Origin of the sequence: Caldicellulosiruptor kronotskyensis 2002, from assembly GCF_000166775.1 — a bacterium.
Classification (GTDB): Bacteria; Bacillota; Thermoanaerobacteria; order Caldicellulosiruptorales; family Caldicellulosiruptoraceae; genus Caldicellulosiruptor; species Caldicellulosiruptor kronotskyensis.
Window position 1 is genome coordinate 2,063,902 of record NC_014720.1, and the last position, 17,012, is coordinate 2,080,913.

Annotated in this window: 15 protein-coding genes and 6 tRNA genes; 1 reads left to right on the forward strand and 20 read right to left on the reverse strand. The window is 36.4% G+C overall.

The genetic code is table 11. The features are described 5' to 3' along the window. Positions 1-91 precede the first annotated feature (91 nt). The 14 genes from CALKRO_RS09550 to CALKRO_RS09615 form a co-directional block, all read right to left on the reverse strand. Positions 92-2,227, reverse strand: a complete 2,136-nt coding sequence (locus CALKRO_RS09550) for a sodium-translocating pyrophosphatase (RefSeq protein WP_013430822.1) — start codon at positions 2,225-2,227, stop codon at positions 92-94. Between the two features lie 163 nt (positions 2,228-2,390). Then, positions 2,391-2,465 (reverse strand) — tRNA-Cys (locus CALKRO_RS09555). A gap of 23 nt (positions 2,466-2,488) precedes the next feature. Further along, a tRNA-Gly gene (locus CALKRO_RS09560) sits at positions 2,489-2,564 on the reverse strand. Positions 2,565-2,577: 13 nt separating this feature from the next. Further along, positions 2,578-2,653: transfer RNA gene (locus tag CALKRO_RS09565), tRNA-Phe, on the reverse strand. A 15-nt stretch (positions 2,654-2,668) separates the two neighbouring features. Then, positions 2,669-2,745: transfer RNA gene (locus tag CALKRO_RS09570), tRNA-Asp, on the reverse strand. A gap of 8 nt (positions 2,746-2,753) precedes the next feature. After that, positions 2,754-2,829: transfer RNA gene (locus CALKRO_RS09575), tRNA-Val, on the reverse strand. A 167-nt stretch (positions 2,830-2,996) separates the two neighbouring features. Beyond that, positions 2,997-3,851, reverse strand: coding sequence for an Hsp33 family molecular chaperone HslO (gene hslO, locus CALKRO_RS09580; protein ID WP_013430823.1), 855 nt, complete (start codon positions 3,849-3,851; stop codon positions 2,997-2,999). A gap of 92 nt (positions 3,852-3,943) precedes the next feature. After that, complete coding sequence (locus CALKRO_RS09585; protein ID WP_013290001.1) at positions 3,944-4,144, reverse strand: cold-shock protein; 201 nt, start codon at positions 4,142-4,144, stop codon at positions 3,944-3,946. Between the two features lie 71 nt (positions 4,145-4,215). Further along, the gene (locus CALKRO_RS09590; protein ID WP_013430824.1) at positions 4,216-4,944 is read right to left on the reverse strand and encodes a class I SAM-dependent DNA methyltransferase; all 729 of its coding nucleotides are present in this window, start codon (positions 4,942-4,944) and stop codon (positions 4,216-4,218) included. Between the two features lie 5 nt (positions 4,945-4,949). Then, entirely contained in the window at positions 4,950-5,558 is a 609-nt protein-coding gene (gene plsY / locus CALKRO_RS09595) for a glycerol-3-phosphate 1-O-acyltransferase PlsY (protein WP_013430825.1), read from the reverse strand. After that, a complete protein-coding gene (gene der / locus CALKRO_RS09600) occupies positions 5,555-6,877 on the reverse strand; it encodes a ribosome biogenesis GTPase Der (protein WP_013430826.1) in 1,323 nt (440 codons plus the stop codon). Before der ends, plsY begins: the two co-directional genes overlap by 4 nt. Beyond that, positions 6,874-8,175 (reverse strand): DUF512 domain-containing protein, encoded by a 1,302-nt coding sequence (locus tag CALKRO_RS09605; RefSeq protein ID WP_013430827.1) that lies wholly within the window; start codon positions 8,173-8,175, stop codon positions 6,874-6,876. Before CALKRO_RS09605 ends, der begins: the two co-directional genes overlap by 4 nt. Positions 8,176-8,199: 24 nt before the next feature. Then, on the reverse strand, positions 8,200-8,997 hold the full coding sequence (locus CALKRO_RS09610) for a dihydropteroate synthase (protein ID WP_013430828.1): 798 nt from the start codon (positions 8,995-8,997) through the stop codon (positions 8,200-8,202). 9 nt (positions 8,998-9,006) lie between these two features. Continuing rightward, the gene (locus tag CALKRO_RS09615; protein WP_013430829.1) at positions 9,007-9,471 is read right to left on the reverse strand and encodes a DUF402 domain-containing protein; all 465 of its coding nucleotides are present in this window, start codon (positions 9,469-9,471) and stop codon (positions 9,007-9,009) included. A 99-nt stretch (positions 9,472-9,570) separates the two neighbouring features. Between CALKRO_RS09615 and CALKRO_RS09620 the strand changes: the two genes are divergently transcribed. Then, positions 9,571-9,648 (forward strand) — tRNA-Pro (locus CALKRO_RS09620). A gap of 2 nt (positions 9,649-9,650) precedes the next feature. Here the strand turns inward: CALKRO_RS09620 and sigK are convergent. The 6 genes from sigK to CALKRO_RS09650 all read right to left on the reverse strand — a co-directional run bounded on the left by sigK (position 9,651) and on the right by CALKRO_RS09650 (position 16,909). Then, complete coding sequence (gene sigK, locus CALKRO_RS09625; RefSeq protein ID WP_013430830.1) at positions 9,651-10,310, reverse strand: RNA polymerase sporulation sigma factor SigK; 660 nt, start codon at positions 10,308-10,310, stop codon at positions 9,651-9,653. An 85-nt stretch (positions 10,311-10,395) separates the two neighbouring features. Beyond that, entirely contained in the window at positions 10,396-11,625 is a 1,230-nt protein-coding gene (locus CALKRO_RS09630) for a peptidase U32 family protein (RefSeq protein ID WP_013430831.1), read from the reverse strand. Positions 11,626-11,654: 29 nt separating this feature from the next. After that, entirely contained in the window at positions 11,655-12,293 is a 639-nt protein-coding gene (locus CALKRO_RS09635; protein WP_013430832.1) for an O-methyltransferase, read from the reverse strand. Between the two features lie 2 nt (positions 12,294-12,295). Then, entirely contained in the window at positions 12,296-13,303 is a 1,008-nt protein-coding gene (gene mltG / locus CALKRO_RS09640; protein ID WP_013430833.1) for an endolytic transglycosylase MltG, read from the reverse strand. 83 nt (positions 13,304-13,386) lie between these two features. After that, positions 13,387-15,237, reverse strand: coding sequence for a translational GTPase TypA (gene typA / locus CALKRO_RS09645; protein WP_013430834.1), 1,851 nt, complete (start codon positions 15,235-15,237; stop codon positions 13,387-13,389). Positions 15,238-15,547: 310 nt separating this feature from the next. After that, positions 15,548-16,909, reverse strand: a complete 1,362-nt coding sequence (locus CALKRO_RS09650; RefSeq protein WP_013430835.1) for an ABC transporter substrate-binding protein — start codon at positions 16,907-16,909, stop codon at positions 15,548-15,550. Positions 16,910-17,012 lie beyond the last annotated feature (103 nt).

The following is a 17,012-nucleotide window of genomic DNA, read 5'->3' on the forward strand; positions in this document are numbered from 1 at the left end:
TCCCTATCTTCAATTCTCAAAAACAAAAAAAGGGAAGAAGGATTGTAGCTTCCCTTCTTCCCTTTTGCCTCTATTTTCCCAAATAAATCTTTTATCTAAAGAGTGATACAAATACAAGAGTAATTGTAGATATAAGCTTTACAAGCACATGCAAGGACGGACCTGCTGTGTCTTTGCATGGGTCACCAACTGTATCGCCAACGACTGCTGCCTTGTGTGCATCTGACCTCTTACCGCCGTAGTTGCCAAGCTCTATGAACTTCTTTGCATTGTCCCAAGCACCACCGCCGTTGTTGAGGAAAAGTGCCAAGATTACACCTGCAATTGTTCCTATCATTAAAAAGCCTGCTGCTGCCTCTTTCCCAAGTAAAATCCCAACCAAAATAGGTGCAATTACAACTATCATTCCAGGAACAACCATTTCTTTCAAAGCACCTTTTGTAACAATATCAACACACTTTGCGTAGTCAGGCTTTGCTCTTCCTTCCATAATACCAGGTATCTCTTTAAATTGACGTCTTACTTCCAAGATAACATACTGAGCAGCTCTTCCAACCGCCCTTATTGCTGTTGAGCTGAAAAGGTAAACAACCATCGCACCGATAAATGCACCGATGAATACTTCAGGTTTTCCAATATCAACAGAGAACCAAGACTCAAGTGGTCTTCCCAGTATCTTTTTGACCTCATCAAGGTAAGCAGAGAAAAGTAAGAAAGTTGCAAGTGCCGCAGAACCAATAGCATAACCTTTTGTCAAGGCTTTTGTAGTATTACCGCAGGCATCAAGCCTGTCTGTAACATTTCTTACCTCTTCAGGTGCACCTGACATCTCAGTGATACCACCTGCATTGTCTGTAATCGGTCCAAATGTGTCCATTGCTAAAATGTATGCACAGGTTGAAAGCATACCCATTGTCGCAATTGCTGTTCCGTAAAGTCCTCCGTTTGCAAACCCAGGAAGTGCATGTTCACCAAGCTTGTATGCGATATAAATCGCAATTGAGATAAATATAACCGGTAGTGCAGTTGATTCCATACCAACAGACATACCTGTTATGATATTTGTTGCAGGACCGGTTGTTGATGCTTTAGCTATCTCCTGAACAGGTCTGTAGTGGTATGAGGTATAAAAGTCTGTAAGCCATACGAAAATATAGCTAAGAATTATTCCTGCAACTGCACAGCCATACAAAAGCCACCAGTTAACCTCTTGACCGTTTGGAAGCTTGCCAGAGAGCATTGCTTTTACTATGAAAATCAATACTATCAAGTTCAAAATTGTAGTAACAAAATAACCTTTATTCAAAGCCTTCATTGGGTCTTTGCTTTCATCCTTTGTGTTGACAAAGAAAAGACCAATAACAGACGAAACAATACCTATAGCACGTGCAACAAGCGGGAACAAAATTCCCTTCCATCCGAACACCGGATACAGTGCAACACCCAATATCATAGCACCTATATTCTCAGCTGCTGTTGACTCAAAAAGGTCTGCACCACGGCCTGCACAGTCGCCAACATTGTCACCAACAAGGTCAGCAACAACAGCTGGGTTCCTCGGATCATCCTCAGGAATTCCTGCTTCTACTTTACCTACAAGGTCAGCACCTACATCAGCAGCCTTTGTATAAATTCCTCCGCCCAGCTGAGCAAAGAGAGCCACAAACGATGCACCAAAGCCAAAACCAACAATCAGCGAAGGTGCCTCTTTTATAAGATTTTCTTTTTCAGAAGCTCCTCCGTACAGTAAAAACAGTGTCGCAACACCCAAAAGCGACAGCGCGGTCACAGCCAACCCTGTCACTGCACCGCCACGAAGAGCTATCTGCAAGGCTCTGTTCAGGCCTTTTCTTGCACCTGCTGCAGCTCTGACATTAGAATTCACTGCAATATACATTCCTAGATACCCAGATATTGCTGAGCAGAGTGCACCTGTTATAAAAGCAAAACCTATGTGAAAAGCAATCGAAGCAGCCTGTGACGAACCTTTTGAAAGGTTACCAAAATAGTTTGCAATAACGATAATAACAGCAACAATTAACGCAAGAATACCTATAGTTTTGTACTGCCTGTTTAAAAATGCCATTGCACCTTCTCTAATTGCACCTGCAATCTCCTGCATCTTTTCATTGCCTTTTTCTTGGGAAAAGATAAATCTGACAAGACCAATGATTACAAGAATTGCAAATACAATAACTCCATAGATTAAAGCTATGTAGGCTCCCACAATAATCCCTCCTCTTTAGAATAAAATTTCTTGTCAATAATTTGACAACCTTTAAAAAAGCGTACAATATATTTTTATTCGACACAAAGCTCAAAAAATCCTTCTTTAGAAAAACAAAAACCTGCTCAAGCTTTTATGAGCAGGTTTTATAACTTTCTCATATTGGAGGCGCCACCCGGATTTGAACCGGGGAATCAGGATTTTGCAGACCCTTGCCTTACCGCTTGGCTATGGCGCCGTATTTTTTCTTATATAAAATTTTGGAGCGGGAAACGGGACTCGAACCCGCGACATCTACCTTGGCAAGGTAGCGCTCTACCACCTGAGCTATTCCCGCTCATTTTAAAAGATGGTGCCTCGGGGCGGAATCGAACCACCGACACGAGGATTTTCAGTCCTCTGCTCTACCAACTGAGCTACCGAGGCACATTTACTTTTAGCTGGCGACCCAGAAGGGACTCGAACCCTCGACCTCCAGCGTGACAGGCTGGCGCTCTAACCGACTGAGCTACTGGGCCATTTTATATGGTGGGCAGTGCAGGGCTCGAACCTGCGACCCCCTGCTTGTAAGGCAGGTGCTCTCCCAGCTGAGCTAACCGCCCATTTTTCCAATCGCCGCTTCAATCAGCGGCGACATGTTTTATTATACTTAAGATGCGTGTTTTTTTCAATAGCGTTTTTTGGGCAAAATTTTATTAAATTCAGCCGTTTTAGCTCAAATTTTAGCTTCTCCTTACTATTGCTAAAAAAATCTCGATTTTTCTCTCAATTATTCACCATATTTAATTTTAAAAGCTTCTTCCTTGGAAAAATAGTATTTTTTCTGGCAAAAAATGCATACAATTTCTATTATCTCATTTGAAATTTCTTCGTCCTTTAAAAGCGGAATTATAGATTCCACCTTTTCTTTAGAACAGTCACACTTGTATATTGGATGATACTTAGCTAACACTTCATATTCTATATTGCCAAAAAGTTCTTTTACAATTTCTTCAATACTTTTATTTTCAAGTACTGATGAGATATTCGAAAAATCCTTCAATTTTTGCTCAAGTTCCAAAATAACCTTCTCATCTGTCTCAGGTAAAACCTGAATAATAAAGCCTCCTGCCGACTTTATACTTTCATCTCTGTCAATTAAAACACCAAGCGCAACAGCTGAAGGAATTTGTTCTGACATGGCAAAATAGTGTGTTATATCCTCGGCTATTTCGCCAGATACAAGTTCAATTTGACCTATATAAGGTTCTTTCAAACCCAAATCCTTTATCACCGTTAGCGTGCCTTCTCCAATTGCTCCTTTTACATTTAACTTTCCTCTCTCATCAATCTCTGTGAGCACCTCTTTGTTTTTTACATATCCCTTTACATTTCCTTTTGAGTCAGAAACAGCAACCAAACCTTTGAGTACCCCTGAACATGATATCTGAACTGATACAGAATGATTTTCGCCTTTGAGCATTATGCCCATCATAGATGTTGCTGTCAATAATCTTCCTAAAGCTGCTGCAGGAATAGGTGGAAGATTATGTATCTTGCGTGCATATTCTACTATATCTGTTGACTCCATGATAAAGATTGCTATGTTTTTGTCTTTTGACAGAGCCCTTAAAATTTGTGCCATGTAAATTCTCCCTCCGAAATTCAATTATCTGTAGTTATATAAGTCTATTTTAATCCAAAAACAAAAAAGCTTCCAGCAAAACTGCCAGAAGCTTATTTTACTTTTCTTACGTTCATAGCCTGATTGCCTCTTTCTGTTTTCACAATGTCAAACTCAACCGTCTGTCCTTCTGCAAGTGTCTTGTATCCCTCCATATTGATAGCAGAAAAATGCACAAACACATCTTCACCATTGTCAGCACTTATAAACCCATAACCTTTTTCGGGATTAAACCATTTAACTCTTCCTCGCATCTTTAAAAATCCACCTTCTCCAAAAATGATTTACACGGAATATTATTCTCTGCTTAAGATGTTATTATTCATCAAACCTTCTTACACACATAACACACTTTTGATGAAAATTTGGTTTCAAAAGGCAATCTATAATCGTACACTTTCTTTAAGACCTCAAAACCGCAATCTTCTAAGATATTCTCAATAAATTCCTCGTCATATATAAACTGGTATACATCTTCCGAAACATTCTCACCATTTTTTTCTCTTACTGAGAAATTTAATTTGAGATACCTTGAGCTTAAGCTAAACTTCCATCTCAAAAGTGTTCCTCCAATTTTTTTGACAACAAATCTTCTCTCGCCAAGCTTTTGTAGGTATTGCTTGGTATTGATATCAAAAATAAATATCCCATTTTTCTTCAAAATAGCGTTGACATTTTTAAAAAAGCTAAATATCTCTTTATTAGAAATGTGATTTACAACATCTACTGTGGATAATGCAACATCAAATTTTTTCCTGGGTGTAAAATTCAAAAAATTCAGATTGTAAAGCTTTATCCCTTTAAAACTGGCTCTTTTGAAAGCAAGCTCTATCATCTTTGAAGAAATATCAACCCCATAAAGTTTTTCAAAACCTCTTCTTTTTAGAAGAAATAACAATTTAGCATCTGCACAACCTATATCTAATATCTTACAATCTTTTTTTAAACCAAAATTCAAAAAACTTTTTTCAATAAATCTTAAAATATCTTTCCTACTAAAAAACGACGACGAAAATTTTGAATAGTAAGCAGCTATTTTACTATATGAATTCATTTTGTTTATTGAAGCTTAATCCTTTCCCCTACCTTTCTTTCTGTGCCATTTAAAAGCCTTTTAATATTCTCTCTGTGTCTTACGATTATAACCACTAAAATAACTAAAGCTAAAAACCAGTACTCCCTTGTGAATAACAAAACTGCTAAGAAATACAATATTGCTCCAACAATCACTGTCAAAGACATGTACCTTTTCAGTAGAAGAACAATAAGCGCTAAAGCAATCACAACAAGTGTTATGGTAGGTGTTGCAACAAGCGCAACACCAATTGAAGTTGCCGCTGCCTTTCCTCCCCTGAACCCGAAATAAAGTGGGAAAGTATGCCCCCAAATAACTGCAAATCCAGCCAAAGTAACACCAAGCACAACGTCATCTGGCATTACTATCTTTGCGAACAAGGTAGCAACAACACCTTTTAAAACGTCAATTGCAAAAACTAAAATTGCAGGACCAATTCCAAGAGTCCTAAGAACATTCGTTGTTCCTGGATTTCCACTTCCATACTTTCTAATATCAATACCATTTACCATCTTGCCAATTATGAGGGCTGGAAGAACGCTTCCCAGTAAATAACCCACCGCAAGGATAATCAAAATCTGAAGTGCTTTCATTTGTCCTGTTCCCCTTTCTCTCTAATAAGAAATATTATCGGAACTCCAGTAAAATCAAATGTCTTTCTAAGATAATTTTCAATATATCTCTGATAAGAAAAATGAAATAGGTCCTTGCTGTTCACAAAAATAGCTATTTTGGGCGGTTTTTCACCCACCTGGGTCATGTAATAGATTTTGAGCTGTTTTCCTTTGTCGCTTGGCGGCTGGTAAATTGTGGTTGCTTCTGCTAAAACATCATTTAGCTGACCGGTGGTTATTCGTCGTGTATAATTGTCATATACATATAATACTGTCTCAAGCAGCTTCTTTACTCTGAAGCCTGTTTTTGCTGAAATAAAAAGTACAGGTGCAAATTTTAGAAAACTGAGCTTTTCTTCTATCTGTTTTTTGAATTCATCTGCAGTTTTTTCATCCTTCTCAACAGCATCCCATTTGTTGACTGCCACAATACAACCTTTCCCAGCCTCATAAGCATATCCCGCAACTTTTGCATCTTGTTCAGAAACATTTTCTGTCCCATCCAGCAAAATTATACAAATATCGCTTCTCTCTATTGCCTGCAGAGTTCTTAGCATACTATACCTTTCCACGTTGTCATATATTTTGCTTTTTCGCCGAAGTCCAGCCGTGTCAATCAAAGTTATAGGAATACCTTCAAATTCAAATGTAGAGTCAATCGCATCGCGCGTTGTCCCAGGAATATCGCTCACAATAACCCTTTCCTCACCAAGAATATAATTTACAAGAGAAGATTTTCCTGTATTTGGCTTCCCTATTATTGCCACCTTTATTGTTCCTTCCTCTATTTCATTTATTCCCTCTTTATTAAAGTAATTAACAACAGCATCTAAAACATCTCCAACTCCCGCTCCGTGCTCAGCAGACATTGCTATCGGGTCAGAAAGCCCAAGCTCATAAAACTCATATATCATAGCCTGCTGCGAAATATTATCAATTTTATTCACTGCAAGAACTATTGGCTTTTTTGAAGCTCTGAGCATATTTGCAACTTCTCTGTCTGCATCAGTAAGACCAGTCTTGCCATCAACCATGAAAATAATAACGTCAGACATATCAATTGCAAACTGGGCTTGTCTTCTCATTTGCTTTAATATTATATCTTCCGAATATGGTTCAATTCCACCAGTATCAATCACATTAAAAGTGATTCCTCTCCATTCTGTCTCACCAATTATCCTGTCACGGGTAATACCCGGTGTGTCATCCACAATTGCACGTCTTTCGCCAATGAGCCTATTAAAAAGTGTTGACTTACCCACATTCGGTCTTCCAACTATTGCAACTGTTGGTTTCAATTCTTTTCACCACCTTTCAAAAGGTAATATAAAAGTTTTTTGCCATGATTTTGCACAGGATATACTGGCTTTTTTATTTCTTTGGTAACATCATCTATATGAACATCATCTAAAAATTTATTTTCATGATTGAGAGCACATGCAGGAACCAAAACATAATCCCCAAGTTCTCTGCATTTTAACTGGCTTATAATATCCTGGCCTGTCAAAAGCCCTGCAACAGTGACATTTTCACCAAAAAAATCATTGACAATAGCCACAACATCAACCTTTATATTTGGGTATTTCTGGTTAAAAGTTTCAATTAGCTCTTTCATAAACTTATATGCTGCTACAGATGTCACAAGAGTTATACGTTTTTTTAATTTAACATTTGGTTTTAGTTTTTTTAAGCTATATAAAAACTGTTTTTTAAAAAGTGCAAGAAGCCCTACCCCATTTTCAATTTGTCTGAACTCTTCATAAAACCAATAATCAGGTATTTTCTCTTCCGCCTTTACATAAAACTCATCTGAAGCAAATACGAGTTTGGTTCCAAATCTTTTTTCGTACTCTTTTTGCCATTTTGATATCTGCAAAAGAACCTCTCTTGCATCCTCTTTTGAAAAAGGTTCAAGTTCAAAAAGTCCTTCCCTGTACTTTGTAAGTCCAACAGGTACAACAGCAATTGATCTGAGATTTGGATAAAAATTAGCAAGGTCTGAGATTGTTCTGTCAAGATTATCTTTATCGTTGATATTTTTCATCAAAACTATTTGAACATCAAATTCAATGTTGTGGCTTGATAAATATTCAAGTTGCTTTAAAATCAAAGAAGCCTTAGGATTTTTAAGAATGAATTTTCGAAGTTGCGGGTCTGTTGTGTGCACAGAAATTTTTAATGGACTCAAGTGAAACTTAACTATTCTCTCAAAATCTTTCTTTGTCAAATTTGTGAGAGTTATATAATTTCCGCTCAAAACAGAAAGAACAGTATCATCATCTTTTATATAAAGAGTTTCTCTCATTCCTTTGGGAAGCTGGTCTATAAAACAAAATATGCATTTATTTGTGCACCTTTTTACATTTTCGTATTCAAATTCAATGCCAAGAGGCTTTAATTTTCTATTTATAAGTCCCACATTTCGAATTTGTCCATCTCTCAAGTACTTTATCAAAAGGATTTCATCTTTAGAGTAATACATATAATCAAGAATGTCGTAAATTTCATTACCATTTATGCTCAAAATTATATCGCCTTGCTTGATACCACACTTGTATGCCAAACCTTTTTCCAAAACTTTTGAAACTTTTAACATCTCTTCACCTTTCGCTTACCCTTTTTAATCTAAAAAACCTTCCCTTGCTTTTGTTATATATTCCATGCAAAATTCATCCTGCCCAGATAAAGTCTCAGAAGCATAAATGAGCTTCATTAAAACATCGTCAAGAGGGTCAGCAATACAGCTGTTGAGTCCAAAATAGATTGCAATAGGCAAAAATGCTCTGTTTATCCACCTTCTTTTTGGCAAACCAAAGGATATATTCGAAAGTCCGCATATAATATTTACGTTCTCAAATTCATTTCTCAAAAGCCTGATTGTCTCAAGTGCAATATCAACATATCTTTTATCCACAGAAACTGGCTGAACCATCGGGTCCAAAAAAATGTCCTCAAGCAAGATTCCTTCCTTGTCAAATCTGTCAACAAGCCGTTTTGCTATCTCAAGTCTACTTTTAGGATCTTCAGGAATACCACTGTCTTCCATCAAAAGCGCAACAACTTTCATGTCGTACTCTTTTATTACTGGCAAGGCTTTATCTAATATTGCTTCTTCATATATGACAGAATTGAAAATTGCTCTTTGACCCCTGTAGACTTTCATAACTTCAGAAATTACCTCTGGTCTCGGACTGTCAATTGAAAGTGGAATGTTAACTCTGCTTTGAATGCTTTGAACCATCTTTTTAAGTATCTCTGTTTCAATGTCCACAAATGCCCCAGCATTTACATCTATATAATGAGCACCTGCTTTTGCCTGTTTTTCTGCCAGGGAAACTATGAAATTGTAATCCTCATTTTTTATAGCATCTGCAACGTTTTTGACTGTTGAATTTATCTTTTCACCAATAATTATCATTCTGGGTTTTCACTCCTTTTTCTTAAGATACTCTTCTACCTTGTCCAGTTCAAAGCCATTATAAATGTCGTTTAAAAGAAAATTGAGCTTTTGCAGCGCATCTAAAACAATTTCTTCTGAAATTTTGTTTTCCTTTCTCAGCATTACAAGCTCATCTATGTCCATTATTCTGTAGCTGCCGTCAGGATACACCACAACATCAACAAGCAAGTCTTCTGTGACAATCTTTTCTTCATCTTTTCGTGTATTAATGATATCACAATAGGTATAAATTAGTCTATCATCATGGCCATAGACCTTGCTAATCTTTATTCCCTTGTCAAAGTATATGCAAGAAGCTCCCCATTTGATATCCTCTCTTTTTTTGATTGGTAACCACTTAGTAACTAATATTTGTCCGTCGAAGTACACTATTTGATCAGATGAGATATCTATCTCTTCTTCTGGGTAAAATCTTTTTCTTATAAGTTTCAAATCTATTCCCCTTTTTCGATTGATTTTTTTGAAAATTATTATATAATGTTAAATAGAGGTTTGTAAACTTTATTTTAAAAAACATATAAAGAAAAAGGTCGGGATGTGGCTCAGTTTGGCTAGAGCGCCTGGTTCGGGACCAGGAGGTCGCAGGTTCAAGTCCTGTCATCCCGACCATTTTATATACCATCACTTAACTTTTGAAGTTCCCCATAGAGCTTTTGAAGTGCTTTTTTTTCTATTCGTGAAACGTATGAGCGGGAAATACCAAGCAAGTTTGCAACCTCCATCTGTGTTCTTTCTATGCCATTTTTAAGCCCGTATCTGAGCTCAATGATCTTTTTTTCGCGACCTTTTAAAATTTTGTCAAGCTTTTTCAAAAGATTTTTTATCTGGATTTTTAAATCAACCTGCTCGTCTATATCGTTTTGGTCGTTTTGCAAAACGTCCATGAGCGTTATCTCATTTCCGTCTTTGTCACTACCAATTGGATTTTCAAGTGAAAGCTGAGACAAAAATTTTTTGTTCTGCCTAAGATACATCAGTATCTCGTTCTCGATACATTTTGCTGCATATGTAGAAAGCTTTGTGCACTTAGCTGAAGAATAAGTCTCAATTGCTTTTATAAGGCCAATTGTTCCAACAGAAATGATATCATCTGTTAAATTTGGGAATGAAAATGTGTATTTTTTTGCTATATGCGCAACAAGACGCAGATTTTTTTCGATGAGAATATTTCGCGCTTCTTTGCAGCCTTCCCACATCTTGTTCAGATACATTTCTTCTTCTTCAGGAGACATCGGTTGGGGGAATGAGCTTTGATTTTCGATGTAAAACATTTTTCTTATTCCCCGCCACATTTTTTAAGGTCAGCATATAGTTTATGCTCATTCCCCCATTTTGTTGCATGTCCACCATTAATTTTTAACTTTCTATTTTCTTTCTCAGCATTGCAAACTCTACAACAGGTCTATCAAATTTTATTTTTGTAAGTTGCTGGGCATGAGGAACAACATCTAAAGGATTGTTTTCTAAGTCGTATATTTCATTAAGTTTTTGTATAAAATATTTTCCGTTTGGAAGCATAACCTCAACAGTATCTCCTTTGAAAAATCTGTTTCTCTGCTCGACCACAGCCCAGCCGTTACTCAAAACCTCCTTGACAATTCCAACAAATTCATATTCCCTGACATATTTGCTTGACTCAAACCTATAATCATTTGCTCCTGGTTTTCCAAAATAAAAGTTTGTTGTGTAACTTCTGTGAGAGCACTTTGCAATCTCTTCAAGCCACTGAGGTTCCGGTTCAAAATGTTCAGGGTCTTTCATAAACTTGTCAATTGCTTTTCTGTATACACTTACAACTGTTGCAACATAGAAACTACTTTTCATCCTTCCTTCAATCTTGAAAGCATCAATACCCGCAAAAGCAAGCTTGTCAATGAATTCTACCATGCAAAGGTCTTTTGAGTTAAAAATATACGTGCCATCAACGTCTTCAAACACCTCAAAATACTGGCCTGGTCTTTTTTCTTCCATGACATAATATTTATACCTGCACGGATGAGCACACTCCCCTCTGTTTGCGTCTCTGTATGTCATATACGCACTTAGAAAACACCTGCCTGAATATGAAATGCAGACCGCTCCATGAACAAAAGCCTCAAGCTCAAGTGTATCTGGAACATTTTCTCTTATTTCTCTGATTTCATCCAAAGACAACTCCCTTGCAAGTACAATCCTCTTTGCTCCAAGCTGATGCCAAAAACGAGCAGATTCATAGTTTGTTGTATTTGCCTGAGTACTTATATGAATTGGTATCCCAAGCTTTTTAGCTTTCATGAATATCCCTGGGTCGGACACAATTATTCCGTCAAATTCAAAGCTTTTTATAATGTCAAAAAATTCATCTATTTTCTTAATATCTTCATTCCTTGCAAATATGTTAGCTGTAAGATACACCTTTTTGCCATGTTTGTGTGCAAAATCAATGCCTTCTTTCATCTCATCAAAATCAAAATTGCCCGCATATTTTCTAAGTCCAAATTCCCTGCCGCCAATATATACACTGTCTGCCCCGTACAAAATTGCAGTTTTGAGCTTTTCCAAATCGCCCGCAGGTGCAACAAGCTCAGGCTTTTTTATCTTCATCATCTTCTCAAAAACCTCCACAAACCTTTTTTCTACTTCCTTACGGCTATCAGCACTCCATCGCTGATGGGAAGAAGTGTCATTACAAAGTCAGGGTCATCTTCTATCATTTTTATGAACTTGTTCATTCTCTTTGCAATTGTTATCATCCTTCTTTTAAGATATCTTCTTCCCACAACCATTCCCTTAAAAAGCACGTTGTCACATACAAGGAGGCAATTTCTTGCCATTTTCTCTTTAGCAAGGTTGAAATAATCAATATACTGAGCTTTTGCAGCATCAAAAAATATCATGTCAAACTCACCTTCAATTGCCTCTAAAACCTCTTCTGCCTCACCACCAATAACAACTATTTTGTCCTGTGCACCAAACTCTTTTATATTTTTCTTAGCCTCCATTACCATGTCAAAGTCTATCTCTATTGTAATAATCTTTGCTTCAGGCCAGCCAAGGTGCATGGATAGCGCTGAAAACCCTACTGCAGTGCCAATCTCCATTATTCTCTTTGGTTTTTTCAGCATTGAAAGTATTGTTAAAAGCCTCGATACCTCTCTTGAAACTATTGGTATATTTCTCTTTTGAGCCTCCTTTTCAATCTTAGAAAGTCTTGGGTCCAAATTTGTAAGCTTACTTCTTATGAACTGGTTTAAAATGTCCTGTGATATATCCATTTTTATTTTTTCCCTTCTTCTATTTGTTTTTGAGCCCTCAAATGGTCTTCAAATGTCTTTGAAAATATATGAGTTCCATCCTTTTTTGCAACAAAAAATAGATAATCTGTTTTTGCAGGAGTTAAAGCTGCAAGAAGGCTTTTTCTACCAGGGCTGCAGATAGCAGAAGGTGGCAGTCCTTTTTTTATGTATGTATTGTATGGAGATTCTATTCTAACATCCTGCAAAGAAAGAACCTCTTTGTGAACAGGCAACACATATTCTACTGTTGCACAGCTTTCAAGTTTTATACCTCTTTGTAATCTGTTTAAAAACACACCGGCAATAATTCCTCTTTCGTCATCTTTTTTTGCCTCTTTTTCAACAATTGAAGCAAGTATAACTGTTTGAATGTCATCTAAATTTGTTATCTTTTTAATTTTTATGTTTTCATATACTTCTAAAAATCTATTTAGCATCATTTTTATAATATCTTTTTCAGAAGCGCCGGGATATACTTCATATGTATCTGGGAACAAAAACCCTTCAAGCTTATACTTTACTTCTTTCGAACTGTATTTATACTTAAAATTAAAGTCGTAACTATTAACAGTTTCCAAAAACTTGTTTTCATCTACAAGTCCAAGACTTTGAAGTTTTTTGGCAATTTGCTGGACCGTAAATCCTTCTGGAATAGTAAACTTAATAGCAACTTTTGGAACAAAACCTTTTTCAAGAGCTTTGCAAAGCTCTCTATATGTCATATCAGATGAAAGTTTGTATTTTCCTGCTGCTATTTTGTAGTTGTTGAGTTTGACGTAAAACATAAAAAAGTATGGGTTTTCAATAATTCCATTTTTCTTTAAAATCATAGCAACATCTTTTGTGGATGTATTTTGTGGAATCTCAACCATAGCTTCGATTACTTTTTCTTTTTGAGGTTTGAAGAATACATAAATAAGTGAAACCATTAAGACTAAGAAGAGTAATACAACCAAATAATATTTAAAACTTTTTTGCCATAATCTCATAGTACTATTTACCTCAAAACTTTTCTTTTAATTTTTATGCTAATATTATACCACAATGAAAAACCAAAAAAGAAAAAGAGCCGTCAATAAACAGGCTCCTTTTCTTCTTTTTTAGCTCTTGCCTCCATCTTCTTTCTCATCTCATGATCTAAAATCTTTTTCCTAAGTCTTAAGCTCTTTGGTGTCACTTCCAAAAGCTCATCCTCTGCCAGAAATTCTATACATTCCTCAAGCGAAAGCTGCAGAGGTGGAGTTAAACGCAAAGCTTCATCAGCCGTTGCTGAACGCATATTTGTTAGGTGTTTTTTCTTGCAAACATTCACAACAATATCTTCTGGGCGCGAACTTTCACCAACAATCATACCTTCATATACCTGAGTTCCAGGTCCAACGAAAAGTCGACCTCTCTCCTGGGCATTGTAAAGACCATATGTCACAGCTTCACCAGTTTCGAATGCTATGAGTGCTCCTCTGTTTCTTTCAGGAATGTCGCCAGCATGTGGCATATAGTCATAAAACACATGGTTCATAATGCCATTACCTTTAGTATCTGTCAAAAACTCAGACCTAAAACCTATAAGTCCTCTTGCAGGTATTATAAACTCAAGACGCATAAATCCATCGTTTAAGATAGTTATATTTTGAAGCTGTGCCCTTCGCGGACCCAATTTTTCCATGACAGTGCCCATAAATTCTTCAGGAACATCAATTATCAAATATTCATACGGCTCATAAAGCTCACCATTTACAATCTTTGTTATAACCTGCGGCTTTGAAACCTGAAACTCATAGCCCTCTCTTCTCATAGTCTCAATTAAGATTGCAAGGTGAAGCTCCCCTCTTCCTGACACCTTAAATGAATCGGGTGAATCGGTCTCCTCAACTTTCAAACCCACGTTTCTTTCAAGTTCTTTGAAAAGGCGCTCTCGTAAGTGCCTTGATGTTACATACTCACCTTCTTTTCCTGCAAAAGGTGAGTCGTTTGTTGAAAATATCATGGAGATTGTTGGCTCATCAATCTTTATAAACTCCAAAGCCTCTGGATTTTCTGCATCTGCCACAGTCTGACCAATGTTTATTCCTTCAATTCCTGCAATTGCAATGATATCACCAAGCTTTGCCTCGCTACATTCTACCCTTTTTAAACCTTCAAACTGATACAGTTTTGTAACCCTCGTCTTTTGCAAAACTCCATCTTGACTTGTGCAAACAGCAACCTGCTGATTGAGTTTTACACTTCCTCTTACAACCTTTCCAATGGCAATTCTTCCAAGGTAATTGTCATAGTCAATTGAAGTCACAATCATCTGGAAAGGTGCATCAATTTCACCTGTTGGTGCTGGAATATTGTTTATAATCACCTCAAAAAGTGGCTCTAAATTGTGATTTTCATCTTCTAAATCAAACTTTGCAATGCCTTCTTTTGCTGATGCAAAAACGTATGGAAAGTCAAGCTGGTCTTCATCTGCTCCAAGTTCAATAAACAGGTCCAGAACCTTATCCAAAACTTCATAAGGCCTTGCAAAAGGCCTGTCAATTTTATTTATAACTACAACTGGCTTGAGTTTAAGTTGTAAAGCTTTCCTTAAAACAAACTTTGTCTGGGGCATTGGACCTTCATAGGCATCTACAACCAGAAGCACACCATCTGCCATAACAAGCGACCTTTCAACTTCACTTCCAAAATCCGCATGCCCCGGTGTGTCTATTATATTTATTTTTATTCCCTTGTACATAATGGCTGTGTTTTTTGCCATTATGGTAATTCCTTTTTCTCTTTCAAGCTGATTTGAATCTAAAACTCTTTCTTCAACCACTTGATTTTCTCTAAATACACCACTTTGTTTCAGCATACTATCTACAAGAGTTGTTTTGCCATGGTCAACATGGGCAATTATAGCAACGTTTCTGATGTCGTCTCTTTGGGTTAGCATTTTGGTATTTTAGAAGCCTCCTTTGAAAGTTTAATAGGGAGCTTTATTAATTTTAAAATAATCTGCTTTTTAAAGTCAAGGAAATTAGAAAGTTTGATATTGAATAGGGTGAAAATATCTACCGCAGTGAAAAGTTTTATAATAATACTAAATAGAAAAAACTTGAATAAGAAGAAAATATTATCGCTTTCTTGATTTTAATACAAATGTAGCCCTTGCGTGAAGAAACATCAATGAACATTTACGCAAGGGCTAATAATAATTACAATTAAGATATAGTATCATCATTATTATTTCCTATTTCCTAAATTTAATATCCAAAAATTTGGTTATAATCCTTTATAGCTTTATTTATCTTTGCTTCTGCTTCTTTTAACGCTTTATCAATAGAATAGTTTTTTACGATTACTTTTTCTATACTCTCTTCAATAATCTGGCGCGCTTCTGGAAACACACCGATCAAAGCACCACGAGTTGCATAATTTATAGGAGTCGCATGTAGTTGGTCGATCGCAGTTTTGAACTGAGGAAATTTCTTCAAATGTTCATTCATTTCTTTTAACGAATAGACTCCTCTATTTATTGGGAAATATCCAGTATTTCGATGCCAATATAACTGAGATGTTGTTGATACTAAAAATTTTACAAAATCCCACGCTGATTTTTGATATAGATCTTCCCGATTTTTCAAAATCCATAGTGAAGCACCACCTATTATTACTCCACCATTTTTAGTATTATTTAAAGCTGGAATAAAGCCTGTCCCTACTTCAAATTTCTTTCCTGCCCCGTCTAATATAGTTTTTAATGAAGCAGTAGAAGCAACTATCATACATGTCTTACCTGAGATAAAAGCATTGATAGTGTCATCATAGTTGCGCCCAAAATTTCCTGCTACTCCTTTATCAATTAGCCTTTTCCACCATCTTAAAATATTTTTTCCTGCTTCACTATTAAATACTACCTTTGTTGCCCTCTTTTCTCTTCCATTCCCATTGTTCACATATAAAGCTCCTTGCTTTGCTAACAACTGTTCAAAATACCAACCATAAATAGCCATTGAAAGGCCATACCGTATTACTTTGCCTTTTTCATCTTTTTTTAGAAGTTTCATCCCATATGTTTCGACATCATTAAAAGTTTTCGGAGGTTTGTTAGGATCAAGGTTTACTTCTCTAAAAGCTGTTTTATTGTAATAAAGGATAGGAGTTGAAGAGTTAAACGGCATTGACCACAACGTATTTTCTACTGTATAATATGCCAAAAGATTGGGTTCAATTTGTTTTAGATTAAACCTATCTGCGTCTACAAATTTTTGCATTGGAACGACCCACCCACTATCTAACATAAATCGTGTTCCAATCTCATAAACCTGAACAATATCAGGACCTCTTTTTGCAGCCTGGGATGTTTTCAATTTTGTAATCATGTCATCATAGGAACCTTGATATTGGGCTACAACTTTCACATTTTTTTTCTTTAAGTTATATTCATCCACTAAATGTTGAAGCGTTTTGCCTAAATTGCTTCCCATCGAATGCCAAAATATTATTTGGACGGGGGATGATGATTTAGAATACGCAGGTTTAAAATAAAATACCAGCAAATTTACTATCATGAATATAGACATCACAGCAAAAAAACAAGTTTTAAGCTTTTTATTCCGACTCATTTTCAATTACCTCCTTATTTATTTTTGAAATTATAGCCTTTTGCAGAAACGCTCAAGATGAGCGTTATCAAGCTTTACATAGAATCAAAAAAGTCTGGTCACC

Bases quoted from the DNA above. Each gene is read 5' to 3' on its own strand.
- hslO (WP_013430823.1), bottom strand. From the start codon at position 3,851: ATGGCACAAATTTTAAGGGCTCTGTCAAAAGACAAAAACATAGCAATC.
- CALKRO_RS09585 (WP_013290001.1), bottom strand. From the start codon at position 4,144: ATGCGAGGAAGAGTTAAATGGTTTAATCCCGAAAAAGGTTATGGGTTT.
- CALKRO_RS09590 (WP_013430824.1), bottom strand. From the start codon at position 4,944: ATGAATTCATATAGTAAAATAGCTGCTTACTATTCAAAATTTTCGTCG.
- plsY (WP_013430825.1), bottom strand. From the start codon at position 5,558: ATGAAAGCACTTCAGATTTTGATTATCCTTGCGGTGGGTTATTTACTG.
- CALKRO_RS09605 (WP_013430827.1), bottom strand. From the start codon at position 8,175: ATGTTAAAAGTTTCAAAAGTTTTGGAAAAAGGTTTGGCATACAAGTGT.
- CALKRO_RS09610 (WP_013430828.1), bottom strand. From the start codon at position 8,997: ATGATAATTATTGGTGAAAAGATAAATTCAACAGTCAAAAACGTTGCA.
- sigK (WP_013430830.1), bottom strand. From the start codon at position 10,310: ATGTTTTACATCGAAAATCAAAGCTCATTCCCCCAACCGATGTCTCCT.
- CALKRO_RS09630 (WP_013430831.1), bottom strand. From the start codon at position 11,625: ATGATGAAGATAAAAAAGCCTGAGCTTGTTGCACCTGCGGGCGATTTG.
- CALKRO_RS09635 (WP_013430832.1), bottom strand. From the start codon at position 12,293: ATGGATATATCACAGGACATTTTAAACCAGTTCATAAGAAGTAAGCTT.
- mltG (WP_013430833.1), bottom strand. From the start codon at position 13,303: ATGAGATTATGGCAAAAAAGTTTTAAATATTATTTGGTTGTATTACTC.
- typA (WP_013430834.1), bottom strand. From the start codon at position 15,237: ATGCTAACCCAAAGAGACGACATCAGAAACGTTGCTATAATTGCCCAT.
- CALKRO_RS09650 (WP_013430835.1), bottom strand. From the start codon at position 16,909: ATGAGTCGGAATAAAAAGCTTAAAACTTGTTTTTTTGCTGTGATGTCT.